Here is a 24,541-nt window from a genome sequence, read left to right as displayed (position 1 = left end):
GATGCTGGACGTAAGCACGATCGACCAATACTACGGCGGCAGCCACACCCTGCGCGGCGTGTCGCTGTCCGTGCGCCAGGGCGAGTGCCTGGCGCTGCTGGGCCGCAACGGCGTGGGCAAGACCACCCTGCTCAAGTGCGTGATGGGCGTGCTGCCCGTGGCGCGCGGCGGCATCACGTTCGACGGCGCGGACATCACGCGCCTGGCGCCGCACCAGCGCGCCGCGCGCGGCATGGCCTACGTGCCGCAGGGCCGCGACATCTTCGCGCGGCTGACGGTGGAAGAAAACATCCTGATGGGGATGGCGACCAAGCCCGCGGCGCGCGCGCGGCGCATCAAGGAAGAAGTCTTCGAGCTGTTTCCCGTCCTGAAAAGCATGCTGTCGCGCCGCGGCGGCGACCTGTCGGGCGGGCAGCAACAGCAACTTGCGATTGCCCGGGCGCTGGTGGCCGAGCCCAAGCTCATCATCCTGGACGAACCCACGGAAGGCATCCAGCCGTCCATCATCAAGGACATCGCGCGCGTCATCCACATGCTGCGCGAGCGCGGCGACATCGCGATCCTGCTGTGCGAGCAGTACTTCGATTTCGCGCGCGAGCTGGCCGACCAGTTCGTGGTGCTGTCGCGCGGCGAAGTGGTGGCGCGCGGCGGGCGCGATGCGATCGACGGCGAGGACGTGCGGCGGCACCTGTCGGTATGAGGCCGATCCCGGCGCCGCGGATGGACTATGCTCCCAGTCCTGCATCACGCATCGTCCGAAAACAGGAGCATTCATGTCCGACGTCATCATCTATCACAACCCCAAGTGCGGCACGTCGCGCAACACGCTGGGCCTGATCCGCAACGCCGGCATCGAGCCGCAGGTCGTGCTGTACCTGGAAACGCCGCCCTCGCGCGACACGCTGACGGCGCTGTTCAAGCGCGCCGGCATCAGCGTGCGCGAGGCGCTGCGGGAGAAAGGCACGCCCTATGCGGAACTGGGCCTGGACGACACGTCGCTGTCTGACGACGCCCTGCTGGATGCCATCGCGCAGCATCCCATCCTGCTGAACCGCCCTTTCGTGTCCACCCCGCTGGGCGCGCGCCTGTGCCGTCCGTGCGAGCTGGTGCTGGACATCCTGCCGGCCCCGCAGAAAGGCGCGTTCTCCAAGGAAAGTGGCGAGCCGGTCATCGACGCGCAAGGCAATCGCATCCAGAAGTAAAAGCGGGCGATGCGCGCCCGCTTTGCAAGGAAATTGACGGGTACGCCAGATACCATCGCGGCCACTGAGTTATTACGCCGCGATGACGTGTCATGGAATTCCTGGAAAGCCTCAACCAGTCCCTGTTTCTTCTGATCAACGCCGATCCGGCCGCGTCCGCGTGGCGGATCCATGCCGCCCTGTTGGCGGCCAATGCGCTGATCCTGCTGCTGCCGGGCGTCATGGCCGCCGCGTGGCTGTGGGGCAATGAGGCGCAGCGCGGACTGATGCTCAAGGCGCTGGCCAGCATCGCCGTGGCGCTGGGCGCCAGCTACCTGTGCGGGGTGCTGTGGCCGCACCCGCGCCCCTTTGCCATCGGCCTGGGGCATGCCTTCTTCCCGCACAAGCCCACCGCCTCGTTTCCCAGCAACCACACCATCATCATCGCCACCTTCGCGTTCGCGCTGATCCTGGACCGGCAACGGGCCGCATGGGGGTGGCTGGCGCTGGCCGCCGCCGCGCTGGTCGGGACGTCGCGCGTCTACCTGGGAGTGCACTTCCCGCTGGACATCGCGGGCGGACTGCTGCTGGCGCCCCTGGCGGCCGCGATCACCCGTCCTGCCTGGCGCCGCGCGGGCGCGCCGCTGACGGCGGCGGCGCAGGGCCTGTACCGCAAGGCGCTGGCCCTGCCGATTGCGCGCGGGTGGATACGGGCCTAGGACCTGCGGCGTAGACCGGTCAATTGACCGCCACGTTCGCCTCCTTGACCAGTTTCGCGTAGTTGGCGGTGTCGGCGCCGATGCGCGCCTTCATCTCGGCGGCCGAGTCGCCGATGGGAACCGCGCCGATCTCCGCCATGCGCCGCGTGAAGTCGGGCGAACGGATGATCTTCACCATTTCCGCATTCAGCCGGTCCACCACGTCCTTGGGCACGGCCGCCGGCGCCAGCACGCCGAACCAGGTGCCCATGTTAAAGGGCTTCAGGCCCGCCTCTTCCATGGTCGGCACGTCCGGCAGCGCGGCCGAGCGCTGGTTGGTGGTCACGGCCAGCGCGCGCAGCTTGCCGCTCTGGATGTGAGGGAGCACCGGCGTGATCGTGTCGAACGACATGTCGATCTGTCCGCCCAGCAGGTCGGTCGTGAGCGGCCCGCTGCCCTTGTAGGGCACATGCAGCAGCTGCACCTGGCCCGCGCGTTCGAACTGCGCGCCGATCAGATGCTGGCCGGTGCCCATGCCATTGGACCCGTACGTCAGCTTGCCGGGCGCGGCCTGGGCCAGCTTCAGCAGCGACGCCACGTCCTTGGCTTGCAGCTTGGGATTGACGACCAGCACGTTCGGCACCAGCGCCACCGTGGTCACCGGCGCGAAATCCTTCTGGAAGTCGTACTGCAGGCTTTTGTAGACGCTGGTGGCGATCGTGTGATGCACCGCGCCCATCAGCAGCGTGTAGCCGTCCGGCGCCGCCTTGGCCACGTAGTCCGCGCCCAGCGTCGCGCCCGCGCCCGGCTTGTTTTCCACCACCACCGGCTGGCCCAGGCTTTTAGCCAGTTCCTGCCCCAGCGCGCGCGCCAGGACGTCCGTGGTGCCGCCGGCCGGGAATGGCACGACCAGGTTCACTGGCCTGGCCGGATAGGACTGCGCCTGCGCGCCGCCCGAAAAGGAAAGGCCCATCAGGCAGGCGAACGCCAGGGCGCGCGCCGTCATCGCTTTCTTATGCATGGTTTGTCTCCTGGATACGAATGGACTTCGTCTTTTATTTGTTGCCAGGCGCAGGCCTTGAATCTGATGTTCTTGGGGCCTGGTTCGATACGGTGTCAGACACCGGAACAGGACACCGCTTACGCCGCCTTGGCCCGCGCCGAGGCGGCCAGCCTCTCGCAGACCGCCGCGGTTACCTGCTCGGTCGTCGCGCGGCCGCCCAGGTCGCCGGTGTGCAGCGCGGGATCGGCGGTGACGCTTTCGATGGCCTGCATCAGCCGGGCGGCGGCCTCGTTTTCGCCCAGATGCTCCAGCAGCATGACCACCGACCAGAATGTGCCGATGGGATTGGCCAGGCCCTTGCCCATGATGTCGAACGCCGAGCCATGGATGGGCTCGAACATCGAGGGGTAGCGCCGCTCGGGATCGATGTTGCCGGTGGGCGCGATGCCCAGGCTGCCGGCCAGCGCCGCCGCCAGGTCGCTCAGGATGTCGGCGTGCAGGTTGGTGGCGACGATGGTGTCCAGCGACGCGGGCCGGTTGACCATGCGCGCGGTGGCGGCGTCCACCAGTTCCTTGTCCCAGGCCACGTCGGGAAACTCGCGGCTGATCTGCAGGGCGATCTCGTCCCACATCACCATGGCGTGGCGCTGGGCGTTGGACTTGGTGATCACGGTCAACTGCTTGCGGGGCCGCGATTGCGCCAGCGTGAAGGCGAAGCGCAGGATGCGTTCGACGCCGGCGCGCGTCATGATGGACACGTCGGTGGCGGCCTCGATGGGATGCCCCTGGTGCACGCGTCCGCCCACGCCGGCGTATTCGCCTTCGGAGTTCTCGCGCACGATCACCCAGTCCAGTTGTTCGGGCGTGCAGCGCTTGAGCGGCGCGTCGATGCCGGGCAGGATGCGCGTGGGACGCACGTTGGCGTACTGGTCAAAGCCCTGGCAGATCTTCAGGCGCAGCCCCCACAGCGTGACGTGGTCGGGGATGTCCGGATCGCCGGCCGAGCCGAACAGGATCGCGTCCTTGTCGCGCAGCGCATCCAGGCCATCGGCCGGCATCATGACGCCGTGCTTGCGGTAGTAGTCGCCGCCCCAGTCGAAGTCCTGGAAGTCAAAGCGCGGACCGCCCTGGTCGGCCAGTTCCTGCATGACGCGCCGGCCGGCCGGAATCACTTCCTTGCCGATGCCGTCGCCGGGGATGGTTGCGATGCGATAGGTCTTCATGGGCGCCAGCGCTCCGTGTGGATGAAAGTCTGCTGGCACTGTACCGGCCGGGACGCGCGGCGCCCGCGCGCCAATTCACAACATTTTCAACCTGGAGTTGAAAGTGCGGCCGGGGCCGCGCCTGCAGGCTGCGCGCTCAGCCAGTCGGCCTCGTGCGCGAGCAGCCAGCGCTTGCGATGCAGGCCGCCGCCGTAGCCGGTCAGCGCGGCGTTGGCGCCGATCACCCGATGGCACGGAATGACGATGCCCACCGGATTGGCGCCATTGGCCAGGCCGACGGCGCGCACGGCCGTGGGCCGCGCGATGCGCTCGGCCAGCGCGCCGTAGCTGACGGTGCGGCCGCCTTCGATGGCGCGCAGCGCCTGCCAGACCTGCCGCTGGAACGGGGTTCCGCCGAAGGCGACGGGCAACTGCGCGATGGCGCCGACGTCGCCGTCGAAATACGCCTGCAGCGTGCGGCTGGCCTGCGAGGGCCGCGCGGCGTCGCGCAGTGCCACCGCGCCCTGGCCGTACTGGCGGCGCAGCAAGGCATGCATGCGGGACTCGTAGTCTTCCCAGTCCACGGCGCGCAGGCTGGCTTGCGTGTCGGTCAGCACCAGCATCTGGCCCAGGGGCGTGGGCACGCGTTCCAGCAGGAAGGTCTGTACCGCCATGATCCGCTCCGAGCGTGTGGAAATGCCGCCACTATAGACCTGCCCAAGCGACGCGGGCTGGCGGATTCCGGACCTCAGTGTGACCCGCACAACCCTGTCCGGAAACCGCTAGATCCCGCCTGCCTGCCGGCGTTAGCATCGCCGCATGGACCTGAACCCCAACCCGCTCCTCAAGCTGAACCACGACGCCTGCTACCGCGCCATCCAGGTGCGCGACGCCCGTTACGACGGCCGCTTCTTCACGGCCGTCAAGACGACGCGCATCTATTGCCGGCCGGTGTGCCCGGCGCGCACGCCCCTGTCCAGGAACGTCACGTTCTTTTCCACCGCGGCCGCCGCGCAGGAGGCCGGCTACCACCCGTGCCTGCGCTGCCGGCCGGAAACCGCGCCCGAAGTCGGCCCGGGCCACGAGTTGCCGGACAGCGTGGCGCGTGCGCTGCACCTGATCGAGCTGGGTGCGCTGGACGATGCCGGCGTGGACGCCCTGGCGCGGCGCCTGGGCGTGGGCGAGCGTCAGTTGCGCCGGCAGTTCCGCCAGCATCTGGGCGCGTCGCCGGTGACGGTCGCGCAGACGCGCCGCGTGCTGCTGGCCAAGCAGCTCATCCATGAAACGCAGTTGCCCATGGCCGAGATCGCCTTCGCGGCGGGATTTGGCAGCATCCGGCGCTTCAACGAAATCTTCCTCGACCTCTTCGGGCGGCCGCCGGGCGCGCTGCGGCGTTCGGGCAAGCCCGAGGCGCCGGCGGGGCCGGACGGCGAGATCAAGCTGCTGCTGCGTTATCGGCCGCCGTACGACTGGGACGCGATGCTGGCGTTCCTGCGCGTGCGCGCCATCCCCGGCATCGAAACCGTCGAAGACGACACCTACGCGCGCACCCTCTGCCTGGACGGCGCGCAGGGCACCGTGACGGTCAGGCCCGGCAAAGGCCACGCGCTGCAGGCGACGGTGCGCTTTCCCCGGCTGCAATCCCTTCCGGCCATCATCGCGCGCCTGCGCCGCGTCTTCGACCTGGCGAGCGATCCGGCCGCCATTGCCGCCCAGTTTTCCGCAGACCCGGTCATGACCGCGCTGATGCAGGCGCGGCCGGGACTGCGCGTGCCGGGCGCGTGGGACGGCTTTGAACTGGCCATGCGCGCGGTGCTGGGACAACAGATCACGGTGGCCGCCGCCATCCGGCTGGCCGGCAAGCTGGTGGCGGCGCACGGTGTTCCGCTGGCCCGGCCGGACGGCGCGCTGACGCACGTGTTTCCCTTGCCGGAAACGGTGGCCGCCGCGGAGCTGGCGTCGCTGGGCATGCCGCGCAGCCGCGCGGCCACGCTGTCGGCGGTGGCGGCCGCCGCCGTGGCGGACCCGCAGTTGTTCGACGCGGGCGGCGGGCTGGACGAGGCCGTGCGGCGGCTGCGCATGATCCGCGGGGTCGGGGAATGGACGGCGCAGTACATCGCGTTGCGCCAGTTGCGGGAACCGGATGCGTTCCCGCATGCGGACATCGGGCTGATACGCGCGCTGGAACGGCTGGAATCGCGGGCCTATACGCCGGCCCAACTGCTGGCGCGGTCCGAGGCCTGGCGGCCGTGGCGGGCTTACGCGGCGCAGCACCTGTGGACGGCGTGAGCGCGGCGCCGCGACCGTCCCCGGCCTGAGCGCCTGGGCCTGAGCGCGCCGGCAACCCCGTCGCCGGCGCCGCCAGCGCTACCAGCGGCCTTCCGATCCTTCCCGGAAGTAGCCCACCAGGAAATCCACGAAGGCGCGCACCTTGGCGGACAGGTGGTGGCGTTCGGGAAAGACGGCATAGATGTCGGCCTGCGGCAGCGCATAGTCCTGCAGCACCTGCACCAGCCGGCCGCTGCGCAGGTAGCGCGCAAGGTCCCATTCGGCGCGCTGCAGGATGCCCAGGCCGGCCAGCCCCCACGTCAACGTGACCTCGCCGTCGTTGCTGCTCAGATTGCCGCGCACCTTCACGGTCTCGCTGCGCCGGCCCTTGGTGAACCGCCACAGGCCGTAGGCGGCCTCGTTCTGGCGCAGCACGATGCATTGATGGCGCGCAAGGTCATGCGGCGTGGCAGGCACGCCGTGCGTTTTCAGGTAGCCGGGAGAGGCGCAGACCAGGCGGCGGTTGGGCGCGATCTTGCGCGCGATGAGGCTGGTGTCGGGCAGATCGCCAAAGCGCACCGCGACGTCGAACGCCTCCCGCACGAAATCGGCAGGCCGGTCGGTCAACTGCAATTGCAGCGAGACCTCGGGATACTGCTGCGCGAATTCCGCGATGGCCGGCGCGATGTAGCTGCGGCCGAAGCCCAGCGGCGCATTGACCTTGAGCAGGCCGCGCGGGCTGGCCTGGCGGCTGGCGATGAGCTCGTCCAGGTCGTCGATTTCGCCCAGGATGCGCCGGGCGTTTTCCAGGTAGACCTCGCCTTCGGCGGTCAGGCTCAGGCGGCGCGTGCTGCGGTTGAAAAGGCGCACGCCCAGCCGCGCCTCGATCTGCGCCAGCCGTTTGCTGACGGCGGCGGGCGTGACGTCGAGCTCACGCGCGGCCGCCGACATGCCGCCGGCGCGCGCAAGCTCCACGACCAGGAGCAGTTCGCCGGAATGCCCCATCGGTGCGGGCCCGTGCCGTCAGTCGCGGAAATTCTCGAACTGCAGCGGCAGGTCGACGTCGGTCTTTTTCAGCAGCGCGATCGCGGTCTGCAGATCGTCGCGCTTCTTGCCCGAGATGCGCAGCTTGTCGCCGTTGATCTGCGATTCCACCTTGAGCTTGGCGTTCTTGATGGCGGCGATGAGCTTCTTGGCGACGGGCTGTTCGATGCCCTGCTTGATGGTGACCTTCTGGCGGGCGCCGCCCAGGTTTTCGAGCGGGTCGGCGACGTCCAGGCAGCGCACGTCGATGCCGCGCGCCGACAGGCGGCCGCGCAGGATGTCCAGCATCTGCTTGAGCTGGAATGCGCTGGAGGCGACCTGGGTCACGACGTAGCCGTCGAGTTCGAACTTGGCTTCGGTGCCCTTGAAGTCGAAGCGCGTGGACAATTCGCGGTTGGCCTGGTCGACCGCGTTGGTCAATTCGTGTTTGTCGACTTCGGAGACGACGTCAAAAGTAGGCATGACACGGGATCCTGTAGGAAATGAATGGCGCAATGCAATGCCCGCCATTTTACCGGCCCCGCGCGCCGCGTCACGCCGACGTGCCGTCAGGCCGTCAGGCCGTCACCACGAGCAGCCGATCCGGCTGCAGGGGATGGGGCATGACGTGGGCGTCGATGCCGTAGGCCAGGTGCAGGTTCTTCGGCGTCAGCACCTGCGCCGGCGCGCCCGCCGCGATTTCGCGGCCGCCGCAGAGCAGCAGCAGGCGGTCGCACCAGCGCGCCGCGAGGTTCATGTCATGCAGGATCACCAGTACCCCCGTATCGCCGGCATGGGCCAGGCCCGCCGCCACGCGCAGCAGGTCGCCCTGGTGCCTGGGGTCCAGGCTGGCGGTGGGCTCGTCCAGCAGCAAATAGCGCGGCTCGCCGTCCACGCGCGCCGCCTTGCACTGCACCAGGACGCGGGCGAACTGCACGCGCTGCTGTTCGCCGCCGGAAAGTTCGGGATAGCGCCGCGCGTTCAGGTGGGTCACGTCGGCCCAGCCCAGCGCCTGCTCGACCAGCGCCTCCACCTGCGCGGGCGACAGCTCCGGAAAGGGATAGGCGCCCATCGCCACCACCTCGCGCACCTCCAGGTCAAAGGCGAGGCCGGGCTTTTGCGGCAGCACGGCGCGCCGCCGGGCCTGTTGCCGGTGGCCCAGCCCCTGCACATCGGCGTCGCCCAGCCGCACCGTGCCGGACTCGGGCGCCAGTTCGGCGGACATCGCGCCCAGCAGCGTCGACTTGCCCGCGCCGTTGGCGCCCAGCAGGCCCACCACTTCGCCGGGCCGCACCGCGAGCGACACCTGGTCCAGGATGCGGTTGCCGCCGCGCGTCAGTATGAGGTTCTCGGCCGCGAGCATCATCCATGCCTCCGGCCGCGCGCCAGCAGCCACAAGAAAAAGGGACCGCCCACCAGGCTGGTCACCAGCCCGATCGGCAGTTCGGCCGGCACCACCGCCACCCGCGCCAGCCAGTCGGCCAGCGTCAGCGCCAGCGCGCCGCCCAGCACGCAGGCGGGCAGCAGCCAGCGGTGGTTGGCGCCCAGCGTCATGCGCACCAGGTGCGGCACCACCAGGCCCACGAAGCCGATGCCGCCCGTCGCGGCCACCAGCGGTCCCACGATCAGCGCGCAGGCCAGCACCAGTTGCGCGCGCACGCGCTTGAGCGCATAGCCCAGGTGCTGCGCTTCGCGCTCGCCCAGCAGCAGGGCGTTCATCACGCGCCACTGGCGCATCAGCCACCAGGACATCAGCAACACCCAGGGCCCCAGGAACGCCAGCAGCGACCACTTCGCGCCGGCCAGGCTGCCCATGGTCCAGAACGTCAGGTCGCGCAACTGGGCATCGTTGGCCACGAAGGTGAACAGGCCGATCATGGCCCCGGCCACCGCGTTGATGGCGATGCCCGCCAGCAGCAGGCCGGCCACGCCGGGCACGCGGCGGCCCAGCGCATAGGCGCAGAAGGTGGCGAGCAGGCTGCCCGCAAAGGCGGCCGGCGCCAGCACCCAGAATCCGCCCGAGGTCAGCACGATGGCGGCCACCGCGCCCAGCGAGCCCCCCGCCGAAATCCCGATCAGGCCGGGCTCGGCCAAGGGATTGCGGAACAGGGCCTGCATCGCCGCGCCCGATATGGCCAGCGCGGCGCCCGCCACCATGGCGAACAGCACGCGGGGCAGCCGGATGTCGATCAGCACGTTGCGCCAGAGCGCGTCCCCGGCCGTCGGCTGGCCCCACAGCAGCGCGGGGATGTCGCGCAAGGGAATCTGCACGGCGCCGCTGCTGCTCGCGGCCAGCGCCACCAGCAGCAGGCCCGCCGCCAGCGCCGCCAGCGCCAGCGGCGCGGGTGCGCGCTTGGCGCTAATGCCCCATGACACCGGCCGCCTCCCGCTTGAGTTCGGTCAGCGCCAACGGCAGGCGCGGGCCCATGCCCAGTAGCAGCAGGTCGTCCATGACGATGACGCGCTTGCGCGCGGCGGCGGGCGTGGACGCGATGCCCGGCTGGGCCAGCAGCTTGTCCAGGCCGCCCGACGCGTCCAGCGACGTGCGGGTCACGACGATCACTTCGGGCGCCAGCGCGCTGACGGCCTCGGCGGACACCGGCTTGTAGCCATGCTGGTCCTTCAGCACGTTGACCAGTCCCGCCATCGTCATGACCTCGTTGGCGGCCGTGCCGCCGCCCGCGCCCTGCAGCGTGCCGGTGCGGTTGAGCAGCAGGATCGCGCGCGCGCCGGTGCCGGGAATCGCCTCGACCGCCTGGAGGTCGCGGGTGATCTCGGACACCAGGGCTTCGCCCGCCGGCGCCGCGTCGAGCGCGTCGGCAATGTTGCGGATGCGCGCCTTCAGCGACTCCACCGACGGCGAATCCGGCACGGTGACGATGCGCACGCCGACCTCGCCCAGGCGCTTGAGGGCGTCGGGCGGCCCCGCCTGCTCGGACGCCAGCACCAGGTCGGGCTGGAGCGCCAGCACGCCCTCGACCGGCACCGCGCGGTAATAGCCGACGCGCGGCAGCTTGGTCGCGGCCTCCGGGTACAGGCTGGACAGATCGTCTCCCACCAGCTTGCCGCCCTGCCCCAGCCGATACACGATCTCGGTCACGCTGCCGCCCAGCGTCACGACCCGCTCGGGCGGCGCCGCCTGCGCGCTTGCCGCCAGCATCCACGCCAACCCTGCCAACCATTTTTTCATCGCCATTTCCTCATGTGCTCAAGCGGCCAGCGGGGCGCTGCACAGGCCAACCATGAGTTCGCGCCATGGCGCCAGTTCCGGCTTGCCCGGCTTGCGTTCGCCAAAGAACTGCACGATCAGGTCGCCGGTGGCGGCGTACACCTCCAGCGAGGTCACCCAGCCGTCCGCCGTAGGCTTGTTGACCACCCACGCCGAGGCGATGGCCGTCGTATCCAGGTGCAGGTTGAATGTCGGGTCCAGCACGTTGAACCACGGACCGGTGCGGCGCAGCGACTGCACGGGGCCGGAGTGGATCTGGATCATGCCGCGGTTGCCCACGAAGCACATGATGCGCAGGCCCGATTCCGACGCCGATTGCAGCATGCGTTCCACGGCGTCGGCCGGCACCGGCTGCGCCAGGTCTTCGCCGGCCGCCGCCAGGGCCGCCAGGCGCGACACCTTGAACTTGCGCAGCAGCGGGAAGAATTCGTGCGTGTCCTTCATGCCCAGCCAGGCTTCGCGCCAGGCCTGCGCGTCCTCGACCTGCCCGGCATCGGCGGACGGCGCGTAGGGCTGCGCCACGGGCCATTGAGATTCGCCCGCGAACCGCGCGACCAGCGCGTCATACGCGGCCGCATCGGTGGCATCGGTGCGGTACACCTTGTGCACCGCGACGCCCGCGCCGTCGAAGAACTGCAGGCTGTGGCGCCCGTCCTGCTCGACCGCCCAGGCCGACTTCCACGCGGTGAAGAACACGCGCAGGTCGATGTCCGGTCCCAGCACCAGGCCCACCGGACCTTCGGCCTGGATGTCCTCGTACCTGCCGTGGCGTTCGTGCACACACCAGTCGTTGCGCGTCAGCGCCATGACCTCGCCCAGCGTGCCCAGTTCGCGGAAGATCTCCTGCGGCGTGCCGTGCAGCGCGGTGGCCTTCACGCCGCCACAGCCCGCGGCCACCCACTCGGCTTCGGATACGCCCAGCGCCTGGGCCAGGTTGCGGGCGCGCAGCCCGGGTTGGGAGGCGGCCAGGGCCTCGTTGCGGGCGCGCAATGCTTCAGCGCGGATCGTGAAATCGGTATTCGTCATCGTAGGCCCTCCGGCCAGTGCAAACCATTGCTGAAAACCGCCGCCGGTCCGGTCAGCGCCGAACGGCGGCGGACCGAACTCAATATTGATACGTCAGCGAAACGCGCACGCTGCGTCCCGGTTCCGTGTACCAGTCGACCGTGCGCGGAATCGCGGTGGCGCCCGCGGTCGGCACGTTGATGGCCTCCCAGTACTTCTTGTCGAAGAGGTTGAACACCCCAGCCTGCACCTGCAATCCCTTCACCGCGGCCGGACGCCAGTACCCCATCAGGTCGACCACGCCATAGCCCGGCGCCTTGAAATCGGGGTTGGGCGCATCGGCCGAGGCCTCCGGATATTCGACCTTGTTGCGCTGCATTGCCGTGGTGAGCATCGCATCCACGCCCCACACGTCGCGGCCATAACCCACGCCGAGCACCGCCTTGAGCGGCGCCACGGAATTCAGGTACTGCCCCGTGCCCTCGTCCTTGCCCACCGCCCACGCCAGCGAGCCCCAGGTGCGCCAGCCCGGCGCGAACTTCCAGTGCGCGCTCGCCTCGGCGCCGTAGATGCGGACCTTGGCGCGGTTGACGTTGCCCGTCACGCCCAGCGGATACTGCCCCGCCCACCCCGGCTGCCACTGCGGCGAATCGGGATTGAGCGGCACATCGCCATCGATGAAGTTCTGATAACGATTATCAAACAACGATACCGCACCGCCCAGGTCGTCGGAACCGATCTTGGCGCCCAGTTCCCAGCCCTTGCTGGTTTCGGGCTTCAGGTACGGATTGCCCACGCGCAGGTACGTGCCGGGGCCGCCATAGTTGGTGTAGAGCTGCGTGGCGCTGGGGGCCTTGAAGCCATAGGCGTATTGCGCATAGAGGCTGAGCTGGTCGGCCGCCCGCCACGTGGCCAGCAGCTTGGGCGAAAAACGGCTGCCGCTGTTGGTCGGCGGCAGCGCGCCCGCGTTCGGATTGCTTTCGTAGCTGGCGCTGGACTGCGGCCGTTGCTCGTAATGGTCGTAGCGCACGGCCGGCGCCAGCGTGTAGCGTCCGTCGGCAAAGCTGAACTCGTCCTGCACCCACAGCGCCCACTGGTTGCCCTTGGATTGCGGCACGTCGGCCTGGTTGGTGTGCAGCATGTCGCAGGCGCGCGGGCCGAATGGCGCGGGCGTGCCGGGACGGATCGCGGGGCAGTTGTCGTAGCCGCTGGAATTCTGCTCGGTCTTGTTGCCGTACCACTCGCCGCCGAAAGACCATAGCTGCGCCACCGAATCCCCCGCGATGCGCTTGGTGAATTCGGTGCTGGCGCCGAACAAGGTCTGCTGGATCGAATTGCTGCGGCCATACGGACCGTTGGGAAAGCCGTAGCGGAACGGGTCGCCCGGAATGATGCGGGCGCGCGCGTCGACGCCGCGGATGCCGTTCTGCGAGTTGTCCAGGCGCACGCGCTGCCAATACACCACCGCGTTGGCCGTGTCGATGAGGCCGCCGGAATCCGGCGCGGTGTACGTGTAGTCGAACGACACGCGCTCGCGCTCGGTTTCCTTGCGGGTGCTGTTTTCGCCGATCAGGTAGCTGGTGCCGGGGCCCTGCTCCCATTTGCTGTCGATGTCGGCGTCGCGCTTGAAGTATTCGCCCGTCAGGCCGAAAAGATGGGCGCCGTCCACGCGCTGCTGCAGCTTCATCAGGAAGCTGCGCTGGTCGTAGTCCTCGGGGCTGGGCTTGCTGCGGTTGGGACCATAGCCGCCGACCTCGCCGCGGTTGTCCAGTTCGTGCCCGTTGCGCACGCCGGCCTGCACCAGCCAGAACGTGTTGCTGTGGATCTGGCCGGCCAGCGCGGCGTTGGCGCCCCAACTGCTGTCGGCGGAGTCATAGTCGGTCTTGGCCAGCGCGCCGAAGCGCTTGCCACCGCCCAGCAGATCCGCGGGATTCAGGGTGTGCAGGTCGGCGATGCCGGAAATCGCGCCCGAGCCGCCGCCGGTCGCGTCCGCGCCGCGAACGATGTCCAGGCGCGACAGGCTGTTGAAATCCACGGCTTCCAGCCCGCCCTTCACGCCGCGCGCGCCGTCGTCCAGCCAGGGCAGACGGATGCCATCGACGCGGGTCAGCACCCGGTCCTGATCCAGGCCGCGGATGTTGATGCTGTTGGTCTGGCGATTGAAGCTCACGCCGGGTTCGGCGCGCCGGCTCAGGTCGGTCCAGCTCCGGATCTGCAGGTCGTCCAGGCGGCGGCGGTCAGTGGTGGTGGTCCAGGCCGGCGTGATGACCGCGGCCTCCCCGTCGATCAGGACCGGCGCGAGCTGCGTCACGCCGCCCTGAGGCAGGGCCTGCAGCACGAACACGCCCGCGCTGCGCTCCTGCACGCCCAGGCCGCTGCCCGCCAGAAGACGTGAGAAGCCTTCATGCACGGAATATTCTCCCTGCAGCCCCGCGGTGCGGCGTTGTCCCACCAGCGCCGCGTCGAACAGCACCGTCACGCCCGCGCTGTCCGCAAAGCGCGGCAATGCGTCGGCCAGCGCCCCCGCCGGGATGCTGTAGCCGCGTGCTCCCGCCTGCGCGGCCGCCGTTCCCTGCGCCTGCGCCGCCGCCATCGGCAGCATCGCGGCGGATGCCGCGGCCAGGGCCAGCGCGGCATGCACCGCGGCGGTAAGACGGGTCAGCCGGCATTGCGCGCCTCGGGCTGGTCGGGAGCCGCTTGCGCGGCCGACGGGGAAGTAAGCCATGGTCGTCCTTTCGATCCAACAGGTATCGGCATCCGTGTGCCTATACAGACCATGACCCTCGGGAATTCAGAACCGGACAGCATTTTCAAAAGTTTTTTTGCGCGCGGCCAAAAAAGCCCGTCGCCCGCGCCGCCGTCACGCCGCCGCCTCGCGCGCAACGATCGTCACCCAGTACGGCGTGCGATAGCGCACCTGCACCGGCAGGGTGGCCGGCAGGGCCGCCAGCACCGCGTCGGTGTCGTGCAACTGGAACGCGCCCGAGATGCGCAGGTGCGCAATCTCGGGATCGCAGCGCAGGATGCCCTGCCGGTAGCGGCCCAGTTCCGCCGCAAACGCATCCAGCCGCAGCGCGCTGGCGTACAGCACGCCGCGCAGCCAATCGCTGGCATGCGGGTCGGCCGGCGTCGCCGCCGCGGCGCCGTCGGCCGACAGGCTGCTCTGCTCGCCCGCCGAAACGCTGACGAAGCGGCCCGGCTGCGCGGGGCTGCTGACGCGCACGCGGCCTTCCTGCACGCTGAGCTGGCAGCGCCCGCCCTCCTGGCGCACACAGAATCGCGACGCCTGCGCCTCGATGTCCCCGAGCCGCGTGCGCACGATGAATGGCCGCGGGTGGCTGGCCGGGTCCGCGACGGCATGGACGGCGATCTCTCCGCCGCGCAGCCGCAGCAGCCGCGTTGCGTCGTCGAACAGCACGTCGACGGCGCTGGACGTGTTCAAGTGCAGGGTGGACCCGTCGGCCAGCTTGACGTCGCGCCGTTCGCCCACCACGCTCCGGTAGTCGGCGCTCCAGTCCAGGGGATCGGCGCGCCAGGCCGCCCAGCCCGCCGGTCCCGCCACCACCAGGGCCACCAGCGTCTTCAAGGCGGCGCGGCGGCGCTTGAGATCCGGACGATCCAGGGTCGCCATGCCCAGCGCCGACGGAATCAGCCCGAAGCGCGCATTCACCCGCTGCGCCCGCTGCCAGGCGTATTCGTGTTCGGCCTTGCTGGCGCGCCACTGGTCGCAGGCATGCACGTCCGCGTCCGTGGCCCGTCCCGAGCTCAGCCGCAAGAGCCAGCGCGCGGCTTCGCGCGCGACGTTGCGCTCGACGGCCGGCAGCTCGCCGGCCGCGTCGGCCTGGGGGCTCACATCACCGCCATGATGCATTGCTCGTATCCCTTGGTGATGTAGCGGTGCACGGTGCGCAGCGACACGTTGAGCCTGGCGGCGATCTCGCCGTGGCTCAGGCCTTCCAGTTGCGCCATCAGGAACGCCTGGCGGGCGGGCAGCGACAGGCCCGCCAGCATCTCTTCGATTTCCTGCAGCGTCTCCAGGATGATGAGGCGCTGCTCCGCGGAGGGAACCAGCGCCTCGGGCATCAAGGCCAGGGCCTCGAGATAGGCCTGCTCCACCGAGCGGCGGCGATGGTGGTTCAAGAGCAGGCGCTTGGCGATCGTGGTCAGGTAGGCGCGCGGCTCGCGCAGCGCATCCAGCTCGTGGCGGTGGCGCAGCACGCGCACGAACGTATCCTGCGCAAGATCGGCGGCATCGAAGCTATTGCCCAGCTTGGCGCGCAGCCACCCGTGCAGCCACCCGTGATGGGCGCGATACAGGAGATTGACGGCATCGCCCGAGGCGAGCACGGAATTTGGCACGGATGGCTCCCTGACTCACAACGATAAAAATCACAACGCTAAAAATCACAACGACAAAAATCACAACGACAAAAATCACAACTACAAATAGAAATCAATCTCATTCTAAATGCAAAACCCTGATCCTGGTCAAGTCCGCGCGCCGGCCTTGCGGAGATATCATCCGTACGGTGCCCGCCTCCCGCGGCGCCGCTTTCCACAGGCTGACCTCATGCTCTACGCCGTCCTGCAGTTCGTCCACGTCATCGCCGTGATCCTCTGGGTGGGCGGCATGTTCTTCGCCCACTGTTTCCTGCGGCCGGCGGCCGCGAAGCTGGAGCCCCCCGTTCGGCTGACACTCATGTCCTCGGTGCTGGGGCCTTTCCTGGACGCCGTGATGGCGGCCATCGCCCTGATTCTGCTGACCGGCGCCGGAATGATCGGCCTGGCCGCCAGCCAGGCGGCGCAGACGGGCGGCGCCTTCTTCATGCCCAGGAGCTGGACGCTGATGGCCTCGGGCGGCATCGTCATGATGGCCATCTACGGCCACATCCGGTTCGCGCTGTACAAGCGCCTGGCCGCGGCCGTGGCGGCGTCCGACTGGCCCGCGGGCGGCCGGGCCATGGCCGGCGTGCGGCGCTGGGTGGGCGTGAACCTGCTGCTCGGGATCGCCATCGTCGCCGTCGTTTTCCTGGTGTAGCGGGCGGAACCCGCGCGGCCTGGCGCGGCATGGCCGCCGGCGTCGGCCTTGGGGAATGCCCGCGGCATTGCATCCAGCCGTTCCGGATCTGTTGACCACCGCCTGCTGCCAATTCATGGCAGTATTGCGGCGTCCCTCTTCCGCCCGCCCCATGTCCCGCACCGAACGCCTCCTGGAGCTCCTCCAGACCCTGCGCCGCCACCGCCTGCCCGTCAGCGGTCACCGGCTTGCGGCCGAGATGGGCATCAGCCTGCGCACCCTGTATCGCGACATCGCCACGCTGCAATGCCAGGGCGCGGAGATCGAGGGCGAGCCCGGGGTCGGCTATGTGTTGCGGCCCGGCTTCATGCTGCCGCCGCTGATGTTCAGCACCGAAGAGATCGAGGCGCTGGTGCTGGGCACGCGCTGGGTGGCCCGCCGCTCGGACGAGCGCCTGGGCCTGGCGGCCCGCAATGCGCTGGCCAAGATCGGCGCGGTGCTGCCGCAGGAGCTGCGCGACGAGCTGGACGCCATTCCGCTGCTGGTCGCTCCCAGCGCCGTCGCGGTGACGGACCGGGTCGACGTGGCGCTGATCCGCCAGGCGATCCGCGCCGAGCAGAAGTTGGACATCACGTACCGCGACGACAAGGGATCCGATTCCAGCCGGGTGATCTGGCCGTTTGCGCTGGGGTTCTTCGACAGCGTGCGCCTGGTGATGGCGTGGTGCGAATTGCGCGGCGACTTCCGGCATTTCCGCACCGACCGCATCGCCACGCTGGCCATTGCGGACCGGTACCCCAAACGCCGGCACATGCTGCTCAAGGAATGGCGCGCGCTGGAGCACGAGGCGCGCAAAGACTGACGTACGCTACTGCCAAAAACTGACAGCACCCCTGCCTATCATGAGCGCGTCAATCACCCGGAGCGCATCATGTCAGACACCAATTTCGTCATCCTGTATGTGGAAAATCCGCAGGCCAGCGCCGCGTTCTACAGCGCGCTGCTCCAGCGGCCGCCCGTTGATGCATCGCCGACGTTCGCGCTGTTCGCGTTGGACTCCGGGCTGATGCTGGGCCTGTGGTCGCGCTACGCCGCCGCGCCCGCGGCGGCCGGGCGCGGCGGGGCGTCCGAACTGGCCTTCTCCGTGTCCGATGCCGACGCCGTCGACCAGCGCCATGTGGACTGGAGCCTGCGCGGACTGCCGATCCTGCAGGCCCCGACCGACATGGACTTCGGGCGCACGTTCGTCGCGCTGGATCCCGACGGCCACCGGCTGCGGGTCTTTGCCCCCGCGTCCCCGCCGGTCGCGGCCCGCTCCGAGCGCGCGGTTGCCGCCGTCTAGCGAGGCGGGCGCAGACCGCGCCGCCGCGCGTCAGGCCTGCTGGCGGCTTGCGTTCAGCGCCACCGCCTGCGCGCGTTTCCTGAACAGCAGGTAATACAGCGCGGCCAGCAACAGCAGGAACGGCACCCCGAACACCAGCGTCATCTTGAACACGCTGGTGAACCAGGTGGTGACCAGGATCGCCAGCATCGCCACCGCGCCCAGCAGCGTCAGCACGGGAAAGCCCGGCATGCGGAACGACAGCCGCTCGCCGCCTTCGCGCACCCAGCGGCGGCGAAAGAAGTAGTGCGTGACGAAGATCATCATCCACGTGAACAGCGCGCCGAACATCGAAATAGCCATCATCAGCGTGAAGGCCGTCTCGGGATACAGCACGTTCAGCACCGTGGCGATGGCGATGCCGCTGGTGGACAGCAGCAGCGCGTTCAGCGGGGTGCCGCTGCGCGTCAGCCGGCCCAGCGCCGACGGCGCATGGCCCGCGCGCGACAGGCTGAACATCATGCGGGTGGTGATGTAGAGCTGGCTGTTCATGGCCGACAGGGCCGCCACCAGCACGATGAAGTTGATGACGCCGGCCGCGCCCGGAATCTCCAGCGCCTGCATCACCTTCACGAACGGGCTGCCGCCCTTGCCGGCTTCGTCCCACGGCACGATGGCCAGGATCAGCGCCAGCGTCAGCAGATAAAAGACGACCAGCCGGATGATGGTGGCGCGAAACGCCTGCTTGACGGCGCGTTCGGGATCCTCGGCTTCGCCCGCCGCCACGGCGATCATCTCGACGCTCAGATAACTGAAGATCGAGATCACCACCGCGATCCACATCCCCCACACGCCGTTCGGAAAGAAGCCGCCGTGCGAGGTGTACAGCGCGGCGCCGTACTGCGGGCTGCCCCACACCACATACGCGCCCAGGATGATGAAGCCGACGATGGCGCTGATCTTGATGGTCGAGAACCAGTATTCGATGGTGCCGAACGCCTTGACGCTCATTGCATTGATGACGATGAGCGCCGCCGAAAACAGGCACACCCATTGCCAGCCGGGCACGCCGGGAAACCAGAAGCTCATGTACTCGGCCACCGCCGTCACTTCGGTGCCCACGGCCAGGACCACGCAGGACCAGTACGCATAGCGCACCAGAAAGCCGGCCAGCGGACCGATGTAGTGTTCCGCGTAGGCGCCGAAGGAGCCCGACGTGGAATGCGCGACCGTCATTTCCGCCAGGCAGGCCATCAGCAGCAGCGTGATGAACCCGCCGATGGCATAGCTGATCAGCACGCTGGGGCCGGCAAAGCCGATGGCGAACTTGCTGCCCAGGAACAGCCCCGTGCCGATGGCCCCGCCAATGGCGATCATGCTCATCTGCCCGGACGTCAGGCGGCGCTTGAGCCCCTGCTCGCGTTCGGCGATCCGCCCGAATCCTTTCTGTTGTTGCATTGTCTCCTCCTTTACTGCGCTGTTTTATTGGGGATGGCGGCTTGGAAGGCCGGCGCGGCCAGGTGCAACGTCAGGGATCAGGTCACGGCGGAGCGCTGCTTGAACTCGGGCTTGTCCCAGGCGCGCGTGTCCAGCACGTCCTTCAGGATGTCGACCGCGTCCCAGACGTCGGCATAACCGATGTACAGGGGCGTGAGACCGAAGCGCAACACTTCGGGCTCGCGGTAGTCGCCGATCACGCCGCGCGCGATCAACGCCTGCATCACCTCGAAGCCGTTGGGATGGCGAAAGCTCACGTGGCTGCCGCGGTCGGCGTGCGTGCGCGGCGTCACGAGCGTCAGCGGGTGGCCGGCGCAGCGCGATTCGACCAGGTCGATGAACAGGTCGCCCAGCGCCAGCGATTTCTTGCGCACCTGGTCCATGCCGGCCGCGTGCGCCACATCCAGGCCGCACTCGACCAGCGACAGCGACACGATGGGCTGGGTGCCGCACAGGTAGCGGCGGATGCCGCCCGCGGGCTCATACGCCACCGCCATGTCGAACGGGCGGCTGTGTCCCCACCAGCCCGACAGCGGCTGCCAGAAATCCTGCGTGTGGCGCGGCGCGACCCAGATGAAGGCCGGCGACCCCGGGCCGCCGTTCAGGTACTTGTACGTGCAGCCGACCGCGAAGTCCGCGTTGGCGCCGTTCAGGTCCACGGGCACGGCGCCGGCGGCGTGGGCCAGGTCCCAGATGGTCAGCGCGCCGCGCTCATGCGCCTGCGCGGTGACGGCGGCCATATCGTGCATCTGGCCGCTTCGGTAATTGACGTGGGACAGCAGCATGACGGCGACGGAATCGTCCAGCGCCTTGTCCAGCGGGAGATCGTCGTCGATCAGGCGCATTTCGTAGCCCTGCTGCAGCAGGTCGATCATGCCCTGGATCATGTAGAGGTCGGTGGGGAAGTTGTCGCGCTCGGACAGGATGACGCGGCGCGCCGGGTGCTTTGCCTGCTGGATGCGCAGCGCGGCGGCCAGCGCCTTGAAGATATTCAGCGACGTGGTGTCGGTGACGACCAGTTCGCCCTCGCGCGCGCCCAGCAGGCCGCCCAGCTTGTCGCCCAGGCGCGCGGGCAAGTCGAACCAGCCGGCCGTGTTCCAGCTACGGATGAGGCCCGAGCCCCATTCCTGGCCGATCACCTGCGCGGCGCGGGCCGCGGCGGTCTTGGGCAGCACGCCCAGGGAATTGCCGTCCAGGTAGAGCACGCCGGGCGGCAGCTCGAACTGGTCTTTCAAGGGGGCCAGGGGATCCTGGCGGTCGGCGTTCACGCAGGCTTCGCGAGTGTTCATGTTCCGTTCCTTCTAGCGGTTTCGCGTTAAATACTATCAGCGCGCAGGTGCCGATAAATTGCAAAATCGGTCGTGACTTACCCGGGTTTTCCGCATTAAATTGCATCCATTCGCCATTTTCAGAATTGGATTGCGCCATGCAGATCGACGCCATAGACCGGCGCATTCTTGCCCGCCTGCAGGAAGACGGCCACCTCAGCAACCAGGACCTGGCCGAGCAGGTGGCGCTGTCGCCGTCGGCCTGCCTGCGCCGCGTGCGCGCGCTGGAGGAAGCGGGCCTCATCCGGGGCTATCGCGCGGTGCTGGACGCCGAAAAACTCGGCTTTGAACTGGAGGCCATCGTCCATGTGTCGCTGGACCAGTCGCGCGTGGGCTGGCACGAAGAATTCCTGGCCGGCATCGCGCTGCACGACGAAATCACCGAGGCCAGCATCGTTACGGGCGCTTCCAACTACATCCTGACCGTGCGCACGCGCAATCTGGCCGCGTTCTCGACCTTCGTGGAGGACAAGCTCAGCAAACTGGCCGGCGTGCGCGACCTGTGCTCGCACATCGTCATGCGCAAAGTGAAAAGCCGCGAAGGCATGCTGCCCTTGTCCGCCTGGCGGCAGTAGCCGCCGCGCCGCTAGGCGGGCGCGTGTTCCAGGAAACCGAAAACCGTCACGAAGTGGCAGGCCGTGCCGGCCATGACGAAAAGATGCCAGATGCCGTGCGCGTGGCGCCAACGCTTGTCGTTCGCGTAGAACAGCGTGCCCGTGGTGTAGATGGCCGCGCCCGCGAGCAGCCAGGCCAGTCCCGCCGTGGATAGCGCGCCCGCGATCGGCGCGGCGAACGCCACGCCCAGCCAGCCCATCGCCAGGTACAGCGGCAAGGCCGGCGGGGCGCCGCGCGCCCACCAGAGTTCGCGGCTGATGCCCACGAAGGCCAGCAGCCAGATCGCCACGCCCATCGCCGCGCCCCAGCCATGGTCCACCGGACCGAACGCCAGCGGCGTATAAGTGCCGGCGATCAGCAGATAGATCGCGCAGTGGTCCGCCTTGGCCCACATCGCCTTGCGGCGGCCCTGCGAACAGTGAAACAGGGCCGACGACGCATACACCGCGATCATCGACGCCGCGAACACGGCGCAGCCGATGATCTGGCGCGTGTCCACCCGCAATTCGGCCGCGCGCGTGAGCAATGCGCCGGACGCCAGCACCGCCAGCGCCAGCCCGGTCAAATGGGTCACGCCATTGAGTCGTTCGCCATGCTGCATGTGCGCCCCCGCCCCGGCTCCATGCCGGTGCCCGCCATCATGGCGGGCATGTGTGACAGAAGCGGGACAAGCGCCGTCATATGACCTGTAGCTATATTTTTACTATTCCATATGCTTTGTGGAAAAATAGGCCGGTTGTTAGAGTGCGGCTACGCCGGAGGGCATTGCAGGCCCACATGCTCTCCACCGTGATCATCCGTGGAGCATTGCCATGAAACTCTTCCGTACGCTTCTCGTCGCCGGCCTCGTGCAGGCCGCCGCGCTGTCCGCCGCCCACGCCCAGTCCGGGCTGGACCAGATCAAATCCGCGGGCGTGTTCAAGATCGGCACCGAGGGCACCTACGCCCCCTTCACGTACCACGATGCCTCCGGCCAGTTGACCGGCTTTGACGTGGACATCGGCCGTGCCATCGCCGAACGCCTGGGCGTAAAGGCGCAGTTCGTGGAAGGCAAGTGGGACGGTCTCATCGCGGGACTGGACGCCAAGCGCTACGACGCGGTCATCAACCAGGTGGGCATCACCGAGGCGCGCCGCGCCAAGTACGATTTTTCCGATCCCTACATCTCGTCCGCCGCCGTGCTGATCGTGCGCGACGACAACACCAGCATCAAGTCCTTCGCGGACCTGAAGGGCAAGAAGTCCGCCAATACGCTGACCAGCAACTTCGGCAAGCTGGCGCAGAGCCACGGCGCGGAAGTGGTCGCCGTGCAGGGCTTCAACGAGGCCATCGACCTGCTGACCTCCGGCCGCGTCGAAGCCACGGTCAACGACAACCTGTCCTTCCTGGACTTCAAGAAGCAGAAGCCCAACGCCCGCGTGAAGATCGCGGCCACGGACAAGACGGCGGAATTCAGCAATTCCGGCGTGCTGATCCGCAAAGGCAATCCGGAACTCAAGGCCGCCATCGACAAGGCGCTGGCCGACATGAAGGCCGACGGCACGTACAAGACCATCTCGGTCAAATACTTCGGCACGGACCTGTCCACGCAATAAGCCGCAATAAGCCGCTATAAGCCTATAAGCAATAGGAGCGCCCATGACGCTGCCCACCTGGCTGCACGCCCTCCTGCCCGACTGGCTGCTGGCAAAAATAGGCGAATGGACAGTGCCGGCCTGGGTGCAGCTCATGGCGGATTCGTTCTGGCCGCTGCTGCATGCGGGGCTGGTGTTCACGGTGCCGCTCACGCTGATGTCCTTTGCGCTGGGCCTGGCGCTCGCCTTCGTGGTGGCGCTCATCCGCCTGTTCGGCCCCGCGCCGCTGGTGGCGGTGGTGCGCTTCTATGTCTGGCTCATCCGCGGCACCCCGCTGCTGGTGCAGCTCTTCGTCATCTTTTACGGCCTGCCCAGCGTGGGCATCGTGCTGGATCCCCTGCCCGCCGCGCTGATCGGCTTCACGCTGAACGTCGGCGCCTACAACTCCGAGGTGATCCGCGGCGCGATCGAATCCATCACCAAGGGCCAATGGGAAGCGGCCTATTCGCTCAGCATGACGCGCGGCCAGGCCCTGCGCCGCACCATCCTGCCGCAGGCCGCCCGCGTGGCCGTGCCGCCGCTGTCCAATTCCTTCATCGCGCTGGTCAAGGACACCTCGCTGGCCGCCGTGCTGACGGTGCCCGAGATCTTCCAGGCCGCGCAGCGCATCGCCGCCGTCACCTATGAGCCGCTGATCCTCTATACCGAGGCCGCACTGATCTACCTGGCATTCAGTTCCGTGTTGTCGGCGGCGCAGGTGCGGCTGGAGCGGCGCTTCGGCCAGCACGCCATGTTCAGCGAGAAGACCCGATGATCCGCCTTGAAAAAATCGAAAAGTCCTTCGGCGGCAATCCCGTGCTCAAGCAGGTGGATGTGCAGATCGACGAAGGCAGCGTCACCGCGCTGATCGGCCCGTCGGGCAGCGGCAAGAGCACGCTGCTGCGCTGCGTGAACCTGCTGGAAGTCCCCGACCGCGGCCGCCTTGAGATCGGACCCGAGACGGTCGATTTCGAACCCGGACGCAAGCTCGCGCGCGAGCAGGTCCAGGCCGTGCGCAAGCAGACGGGCATGGTGTTCCAGAATTTCCAGCTCTTTCCGCACCAGACCGTCGTGGCCAACGTCATGGAGGGCCTGGTGACGGTGCAGAAATGGCCCGCCGACCGCGCCCGCGCGCGGGCCGAGGAACTGCTGCGCAAAGTGGGCATGCTGGAAAAGGCGGACGCCTGGCCGGCCAACCTGTCGGGCGGCCAGCAGCAGCGCGTGGCCATCGCCCGCGCGCTGGCGCCCGCGCCGCGCGTGCTGCTTTGCGACGAGCCGACCTCGGCGCTGGACCCCGGACTGGCCGCCGAAGTGGTCGACGTGCTGCGCCAGCTGGCCGCGGAAGGCATGACCATGCTGATGGCCACGCATGACCTTCGGCTGGCCGCCAGCGTCTCGCGCGAAGTGGTATTCCTGCTGGATGGCGTGGTGGTCGAAGCCGGGGATTCCCGCACCGTATTCACGCGCCCCGCCGATTCGCGCACCGCGGCGTTCGTGTCGACGCTGACGCAGGAAGCCGCGATCTAGGCGTCATCGTCCTA

Annotated in this window: 26 protein-coding genes; 11 read left to right on the top strand and 15 right to left on the bottom strand. The window is 68.5% G+C overall.

The window, feature by feature from the left end:
* The first annotated feature begins 1 nt into the window (after window position 1).
* The 3 genes from urtE to ACZ50Q_RS06295 all read left to right on the top strand — a co-directional run bounded on the left by urtE (window position 2) and on the right by ACZ50Q_RS06295 (window position 1,900).
* Window positions 2-700 carry an urea ABC transporter ATP-binding subunit UrtE gene (gene urtE, locus ACZ50Q_RS06305; protein ID WP_076516221.1) on the top strand — a complete coding sequence of 233 codons (699 nt, stop codon included), beginning with the start codon at window positions 2-4 and terminating at the stop codon, window positions 698-700.
* Window positions 701-773: 73 nt separating this feature from the next.
* A complete protein-coding gene (arsC, locus tag ACZ50Q_RS06300) occupies window positions 774-1,202 on the top strand; it encodes an arsenate reductase (glutaredoxin) (protein WP_464080922.1) in 429 nt (142 codons plus the stop codon).
* Between the two features lie 92 nt (window positions 1,203-1,294).
* Entirely contained in the window at window positions 1,295-1,900 is a 606-nt protein-coding gene (locus ACZ50Q_RS06295; protein WP_464080921.1) for a phosphatase PAP2 family protein, read from the top strand.
* A gap of 19 nt (window positions 1,901-1,919) precedes the next feature.
* On the opposite strand, the gene ACZ50Q_RS06290 is transcribed toward ACZ50Q_RS06295, so the two are convergent.
* From ACZ50Q_RS06290 to ogt, 3 genes are all read right to left on the bottom strand, one after another.
* On the bottom strand, window positions 1,920-2,900 hold the full coding sequence (locus ACZ50Q_RS06290; RefSeq protein ID WP_464080920.1) for a Bug family tripartite tricarboxylate transporter substrate binding protein: 981 nt from the start codon (window positions 2,898-2,900) through the stop codon (window positions 1,920-1,922).
* Window positions 2,901-3,019: 119 nt separating this feature from the next.
* Window positions 3,020-4,105 carry a tartrate dehydrogenase gene (locus ACZ50Q_RS06285; protein ID WP_464080919.1) on the bottom strand — a complete coding sequence of 362 codons (1,086 nt, stop codon included), beginning with the start codon at window positions 4,103-4,105 and terminating at the stop codon, window positions 3,020-3,022.
* Window positions 4,106-4,191: 86 nt separating this feature from the next.
* On the bottom strand, window positions 4,192-4,758 hold the full coding sequence (gene ogt / locus ACZ50Q_RS06280) for a methylated-DNA--[protein]-cysteine S-methyltransferase (RefSeq protein WP_464080918.1): 567 nt from the start codon (window positions 4,756-4,758) through the stop codon (window positions 4,192-4,194).
* 145 nt (window positions 4,759-4,903) lie between these two features.
* On the opposite strand from ogt, the gene ACZ50Q_RS06275 reads away from it, so the two are divergent.
* Complete coding sequence (locus ACZ50Q_RS06275) at window positions 4,904-6,373, top strand: AlkA N-terminal domain-containing protein (protein WP_464080917.1); 1,470 nt, start codon at window positions 4,904-4,906, stop codon at window positions 6,371-6,373.
* Between the two features lie 78 nt (window positions 6,374-6,451).
* Here ACZ50Q_RS06275 and ACZ50Q_RS06270 read toward each other — a convergent pair whose 3' ends face one another.
* The 9 genes from ACZ50Q_RS06270 to ACZ50Q_RS06230 all read right to left on the bottom strand — a co-directional run bounded on the left by ACZ50Q_RS06270 (window position 6,452) and on the right by ACZ50Q_RS06230 (window position 15,968).
* A complete protein-coding gene (locus ACZ50Q_RS06270) occupies window positions 6,452-7,357 on the bottom strand; it encodes a LysR family transcriptional regulator (protein WP_464080916.1) in 906 nt (301 codons plus the stop codon).
* A gap of 18 nt (window positions 7,358-7,375) precedes the next feature.
* A complete protein-coding gene (locus ACZ50Q_RS06265; RefSeq protein WP_092582465.1) occupies window positions 7,376-7,858 on the bottom strand; it encodes a YajQ family cyclic di-GMP-binding protein in 483 nt (160 codons plus the stop codon).
* Between the two features lie 94 nt (window positions 7,859-7,952).
* Window positions 7,953-8,741, bottom strand: coding sequence for a heme ABC transporter ATP-binding protein (locus ACZ50Q_RS06260; RefSeq protein WP_464080915.1), 789 nt, complete (start codon window positions 8,739-8,741; stop codon window positions 7,953-7,955).
* Window positions 8,738-9,685, bottom strand: a complete 948-nt coding sequence (locus ACZ50Q_RS06255; RefSeq protein ID WP_464081956.1) for a FecCD family ABC transporter permease — start codon at window positions 9,683-9,685, stop codon at window positions 8,738-8,740. The genes ACZ50Q_RS06260 and ACZ50Q_RS06255 overlap by 4 nt, the downstream gene beginning before the upstream one ends.
* 49 nt (window positions 9,686-9,734) lie before the next feature.
* A complete protein-coding gene (locus tag ACZ50Q_RS06250) occupies window positions 9,735-10,565 on the bottom strand; it encodes a heme/hemin ABC transporter substrate-binding protein (protein WP_464080914.1) in 831 nt (276 codons plus the stop codon).
* An 18-nt stretch (window positions 10,566-10,583) separates the two neighbouring features.
* On the bottom strand, window positions 10,584-11,630 hold the full coding sequence (locus ACZ50Q_RS06245) for a hemin-degrading factor (RefSeq protein WP_464080913.1): 1,047 nt from the start codon (window positions 11,628-11,630) through the stop codon (window positions 10,584-10,586).
* A gap of 79 nt (window positions 11,631-11,709) precedes the next feature.
* Window positions 11,710-14,334 (bottom strand): TonB-dependent receptor, encoded by a 2,625-nt coding sequence (locus ACZ50Q_RS06240; protein ID WP_464080912.1) that lies wholly within the window; start codon window positions 14,332-14,334, stop codon window positions 11,710-11,712.
* 135 nt (window positions 14,335-14,469) lie between these two features.
* On the bottom strand, window positions 14,470-15,480 hold the full coding sequence (locus tag ACZ50Q_RS06235; protein ID WP_464080911.1) for a FecR domain-containing protein: 1,011 nt from the start codon (window positions 15,478-15,480) through the stop codon (window positions 14,470-14,472).
* Window positions 15,459-15,968 (bottom strand): sigma-70 family RNA polymerase sigma factor, encoded by a 510-nt coding sequence (locus tag ACZ50Q_RS06230; RefSeq protein WP_092582459.1) that lies wholly within the window; start codon window positions 15,966-15,968, stop codon window positions 15,459-15,461. Before ACZ50Q_RS06230 ends, ACZ50Q_RS06235 begins: the two co-directional genes overlap by 22 nt.
* Window positions 15,969-16,179: 211 nt before the next feature.
* On the opposite strand from ACZ50Q_RS06230, the gene ACZ50Q_RS06225 reads away from it, so the two are divergent.
* The 3 genes from ACZ50Q_RS06225 (at window position 16,180) to ACZ50Q_RS06215 (ending at window position 17,968) form a co-directional block, all read left to right on the top strand.
* Entirely contained in the window at window positions 16,180-16,647 is a 468-nt protein-coding gene (locus ACZ50Q_RS06225; protein WP_076516246.1) for a CopD family protein, read from the top strand.
* Window positions 16,648-16,798: 151 nt separating this feature from the next.
* Window positions 16,799-17,488, top strand: coding sequence for a helix-turn-helix transcriptional regulator (locus ACZ50Q_RS06220; RefSeq protein ID WP_464080910.1), 690 nt, complete (start codon window positions 16,799-16,801; stop codon window positions 17,486-17,488).
* 69 nt (window positions 17,489-17,557) lie between these two features.
* Window positions 17,558-17,968, top strand: coding sequence for a VOC family protein (locus ACZ50Q_RS06215; RefSeq protein ID WP_092582457.1), 411 nt, complete (start codon window positions 17,558-17,560; stop codon window positions 17,966-17,968).
* A gap of 30 nt (window positions 17,969-17,998) precedes the next feature.
* Here ACZ50Q_RS06215 and ACZ50Q_RS06210 read toward each other — a convergent pair whose 3' ends face one another.
* Both ACZ50Q_RS06210 and kynU read right to left on the bottom strand, forming a co-directional pair.
* Entirely contained in the window at window positions 17,999-19,405 is a 1,407-nt protein-coding gene (locus ACZ50Q_RS06210) for an amino acid permease (RefSeq protein ID WP_092582456.1), read from the bottom strand.
* A gap of 77 nt (window positions 19,406-19,482) precedes the next feature.
* Window positions 19,483-20,733 carry a kynureninase gene (kynU, locus tag ACZ50Q_RS06205; protein ID WP_464080909.1) on the bottom strand — a complete coding sequence of 417 codons (1,251 nt, stop codon included), beginning with the start codon at window positions 20,731-20,733 and terminating at the stop codon, window positions 19,483-19,485.
* A gap of 137 nt (window positions 20,734-20,870) precedes the next feature.
* Between kynU and ACZ50Q_RS06200 the strand changes: the two genes are divergently transcribed.
* The gene (locus ACZ50Q_RS06200; RefSeq protein WP_092582454.1) at window positions 20,871-21,347 is read left to right on the top strand and encodes an Lrp/AsnC family transcriptional regulator; all 477 of its coding nucleotides are present in this window, start codon (window positions 20,871-20,873) and stop codon (window positions 21,345-21,347) included.
* An 11-nt stretch (window positions 21,348-21,358) separates the two neighbouring features.
* Here ACZ50Q_RS06200 and trhA read toward each other — a convergent pair whose 3' ends face one another.
* Window positions 21,359-21,988 carry a PAQR family membrane homeostasis protein TrhA gene (trhA, locus tag ACZ50Q_RS06195; RefSeq protein WP_076521772.1) on the bottom strand — a complete coding sequence of 210 codons (630 nt, stop codon included), beginning with the start codon at window positions 21,986-21,988 and terminating at the stop codon, window positions 21,359-21,361.
* Between the two features lie 211 nt (window positions 21,989-22,199).
* On the opposite strand from trhA, the gene ACZ50Q_RS06190 reads away from it, so the two are divergent.
* From ACZ50Q_RS06190 to ACZ50Q_RS06180, 3 genes are all read left to right on the top strand, one after another.
* Window positions 22,200-22,982, top strand: a complete 783-nt coding sequence (locus tag ACZ50Q_RS06190; RefSeq protein ID WP_464080908.1) for an amino acid ABC transporter substrate-binding protein — start codon at window positions 22,200-22,202, stop codon at window positions 22,980-22,982.
* Window positions 22,983-23,094: 112 nt separating this feature from the next.
* Window positions 23,095-23,775 (top strand): ABC transporter permease subunit, encoded by a 681-nt coding sequence (locus ACZ50Q_RS06185; protein WP_056327000.1) that lies wholly within the window; start codon window positions 23,095-23,097, stop codon window positions 23,773-23,775.
* Window positions 23,772-24,527: an amino acid ABC transporter ATP-binding protein gene (locus ACZ50Q_RS06180; RefSeq protein ID WP_092582452.1), complete on the top strand. Its 756-nt coding sequence runs from the start codon at window positions 23,772-23,774 to the stop codon at window positions 24,525-24,527. Before ACZ50Q_RS06185 ends, ACZ50Q_RS06180 begins: the two co-directional genes overlap by 4 nt.
* Window positions 24,528-24,541 lie beyond the last annotated feature (14 nt).

Source organism: Achromobacter sp. T5-5, from assembly GCF_055397965.1.
This window is presented reverse-complemented; position numbering and strand designations above follow the sequence as displayed.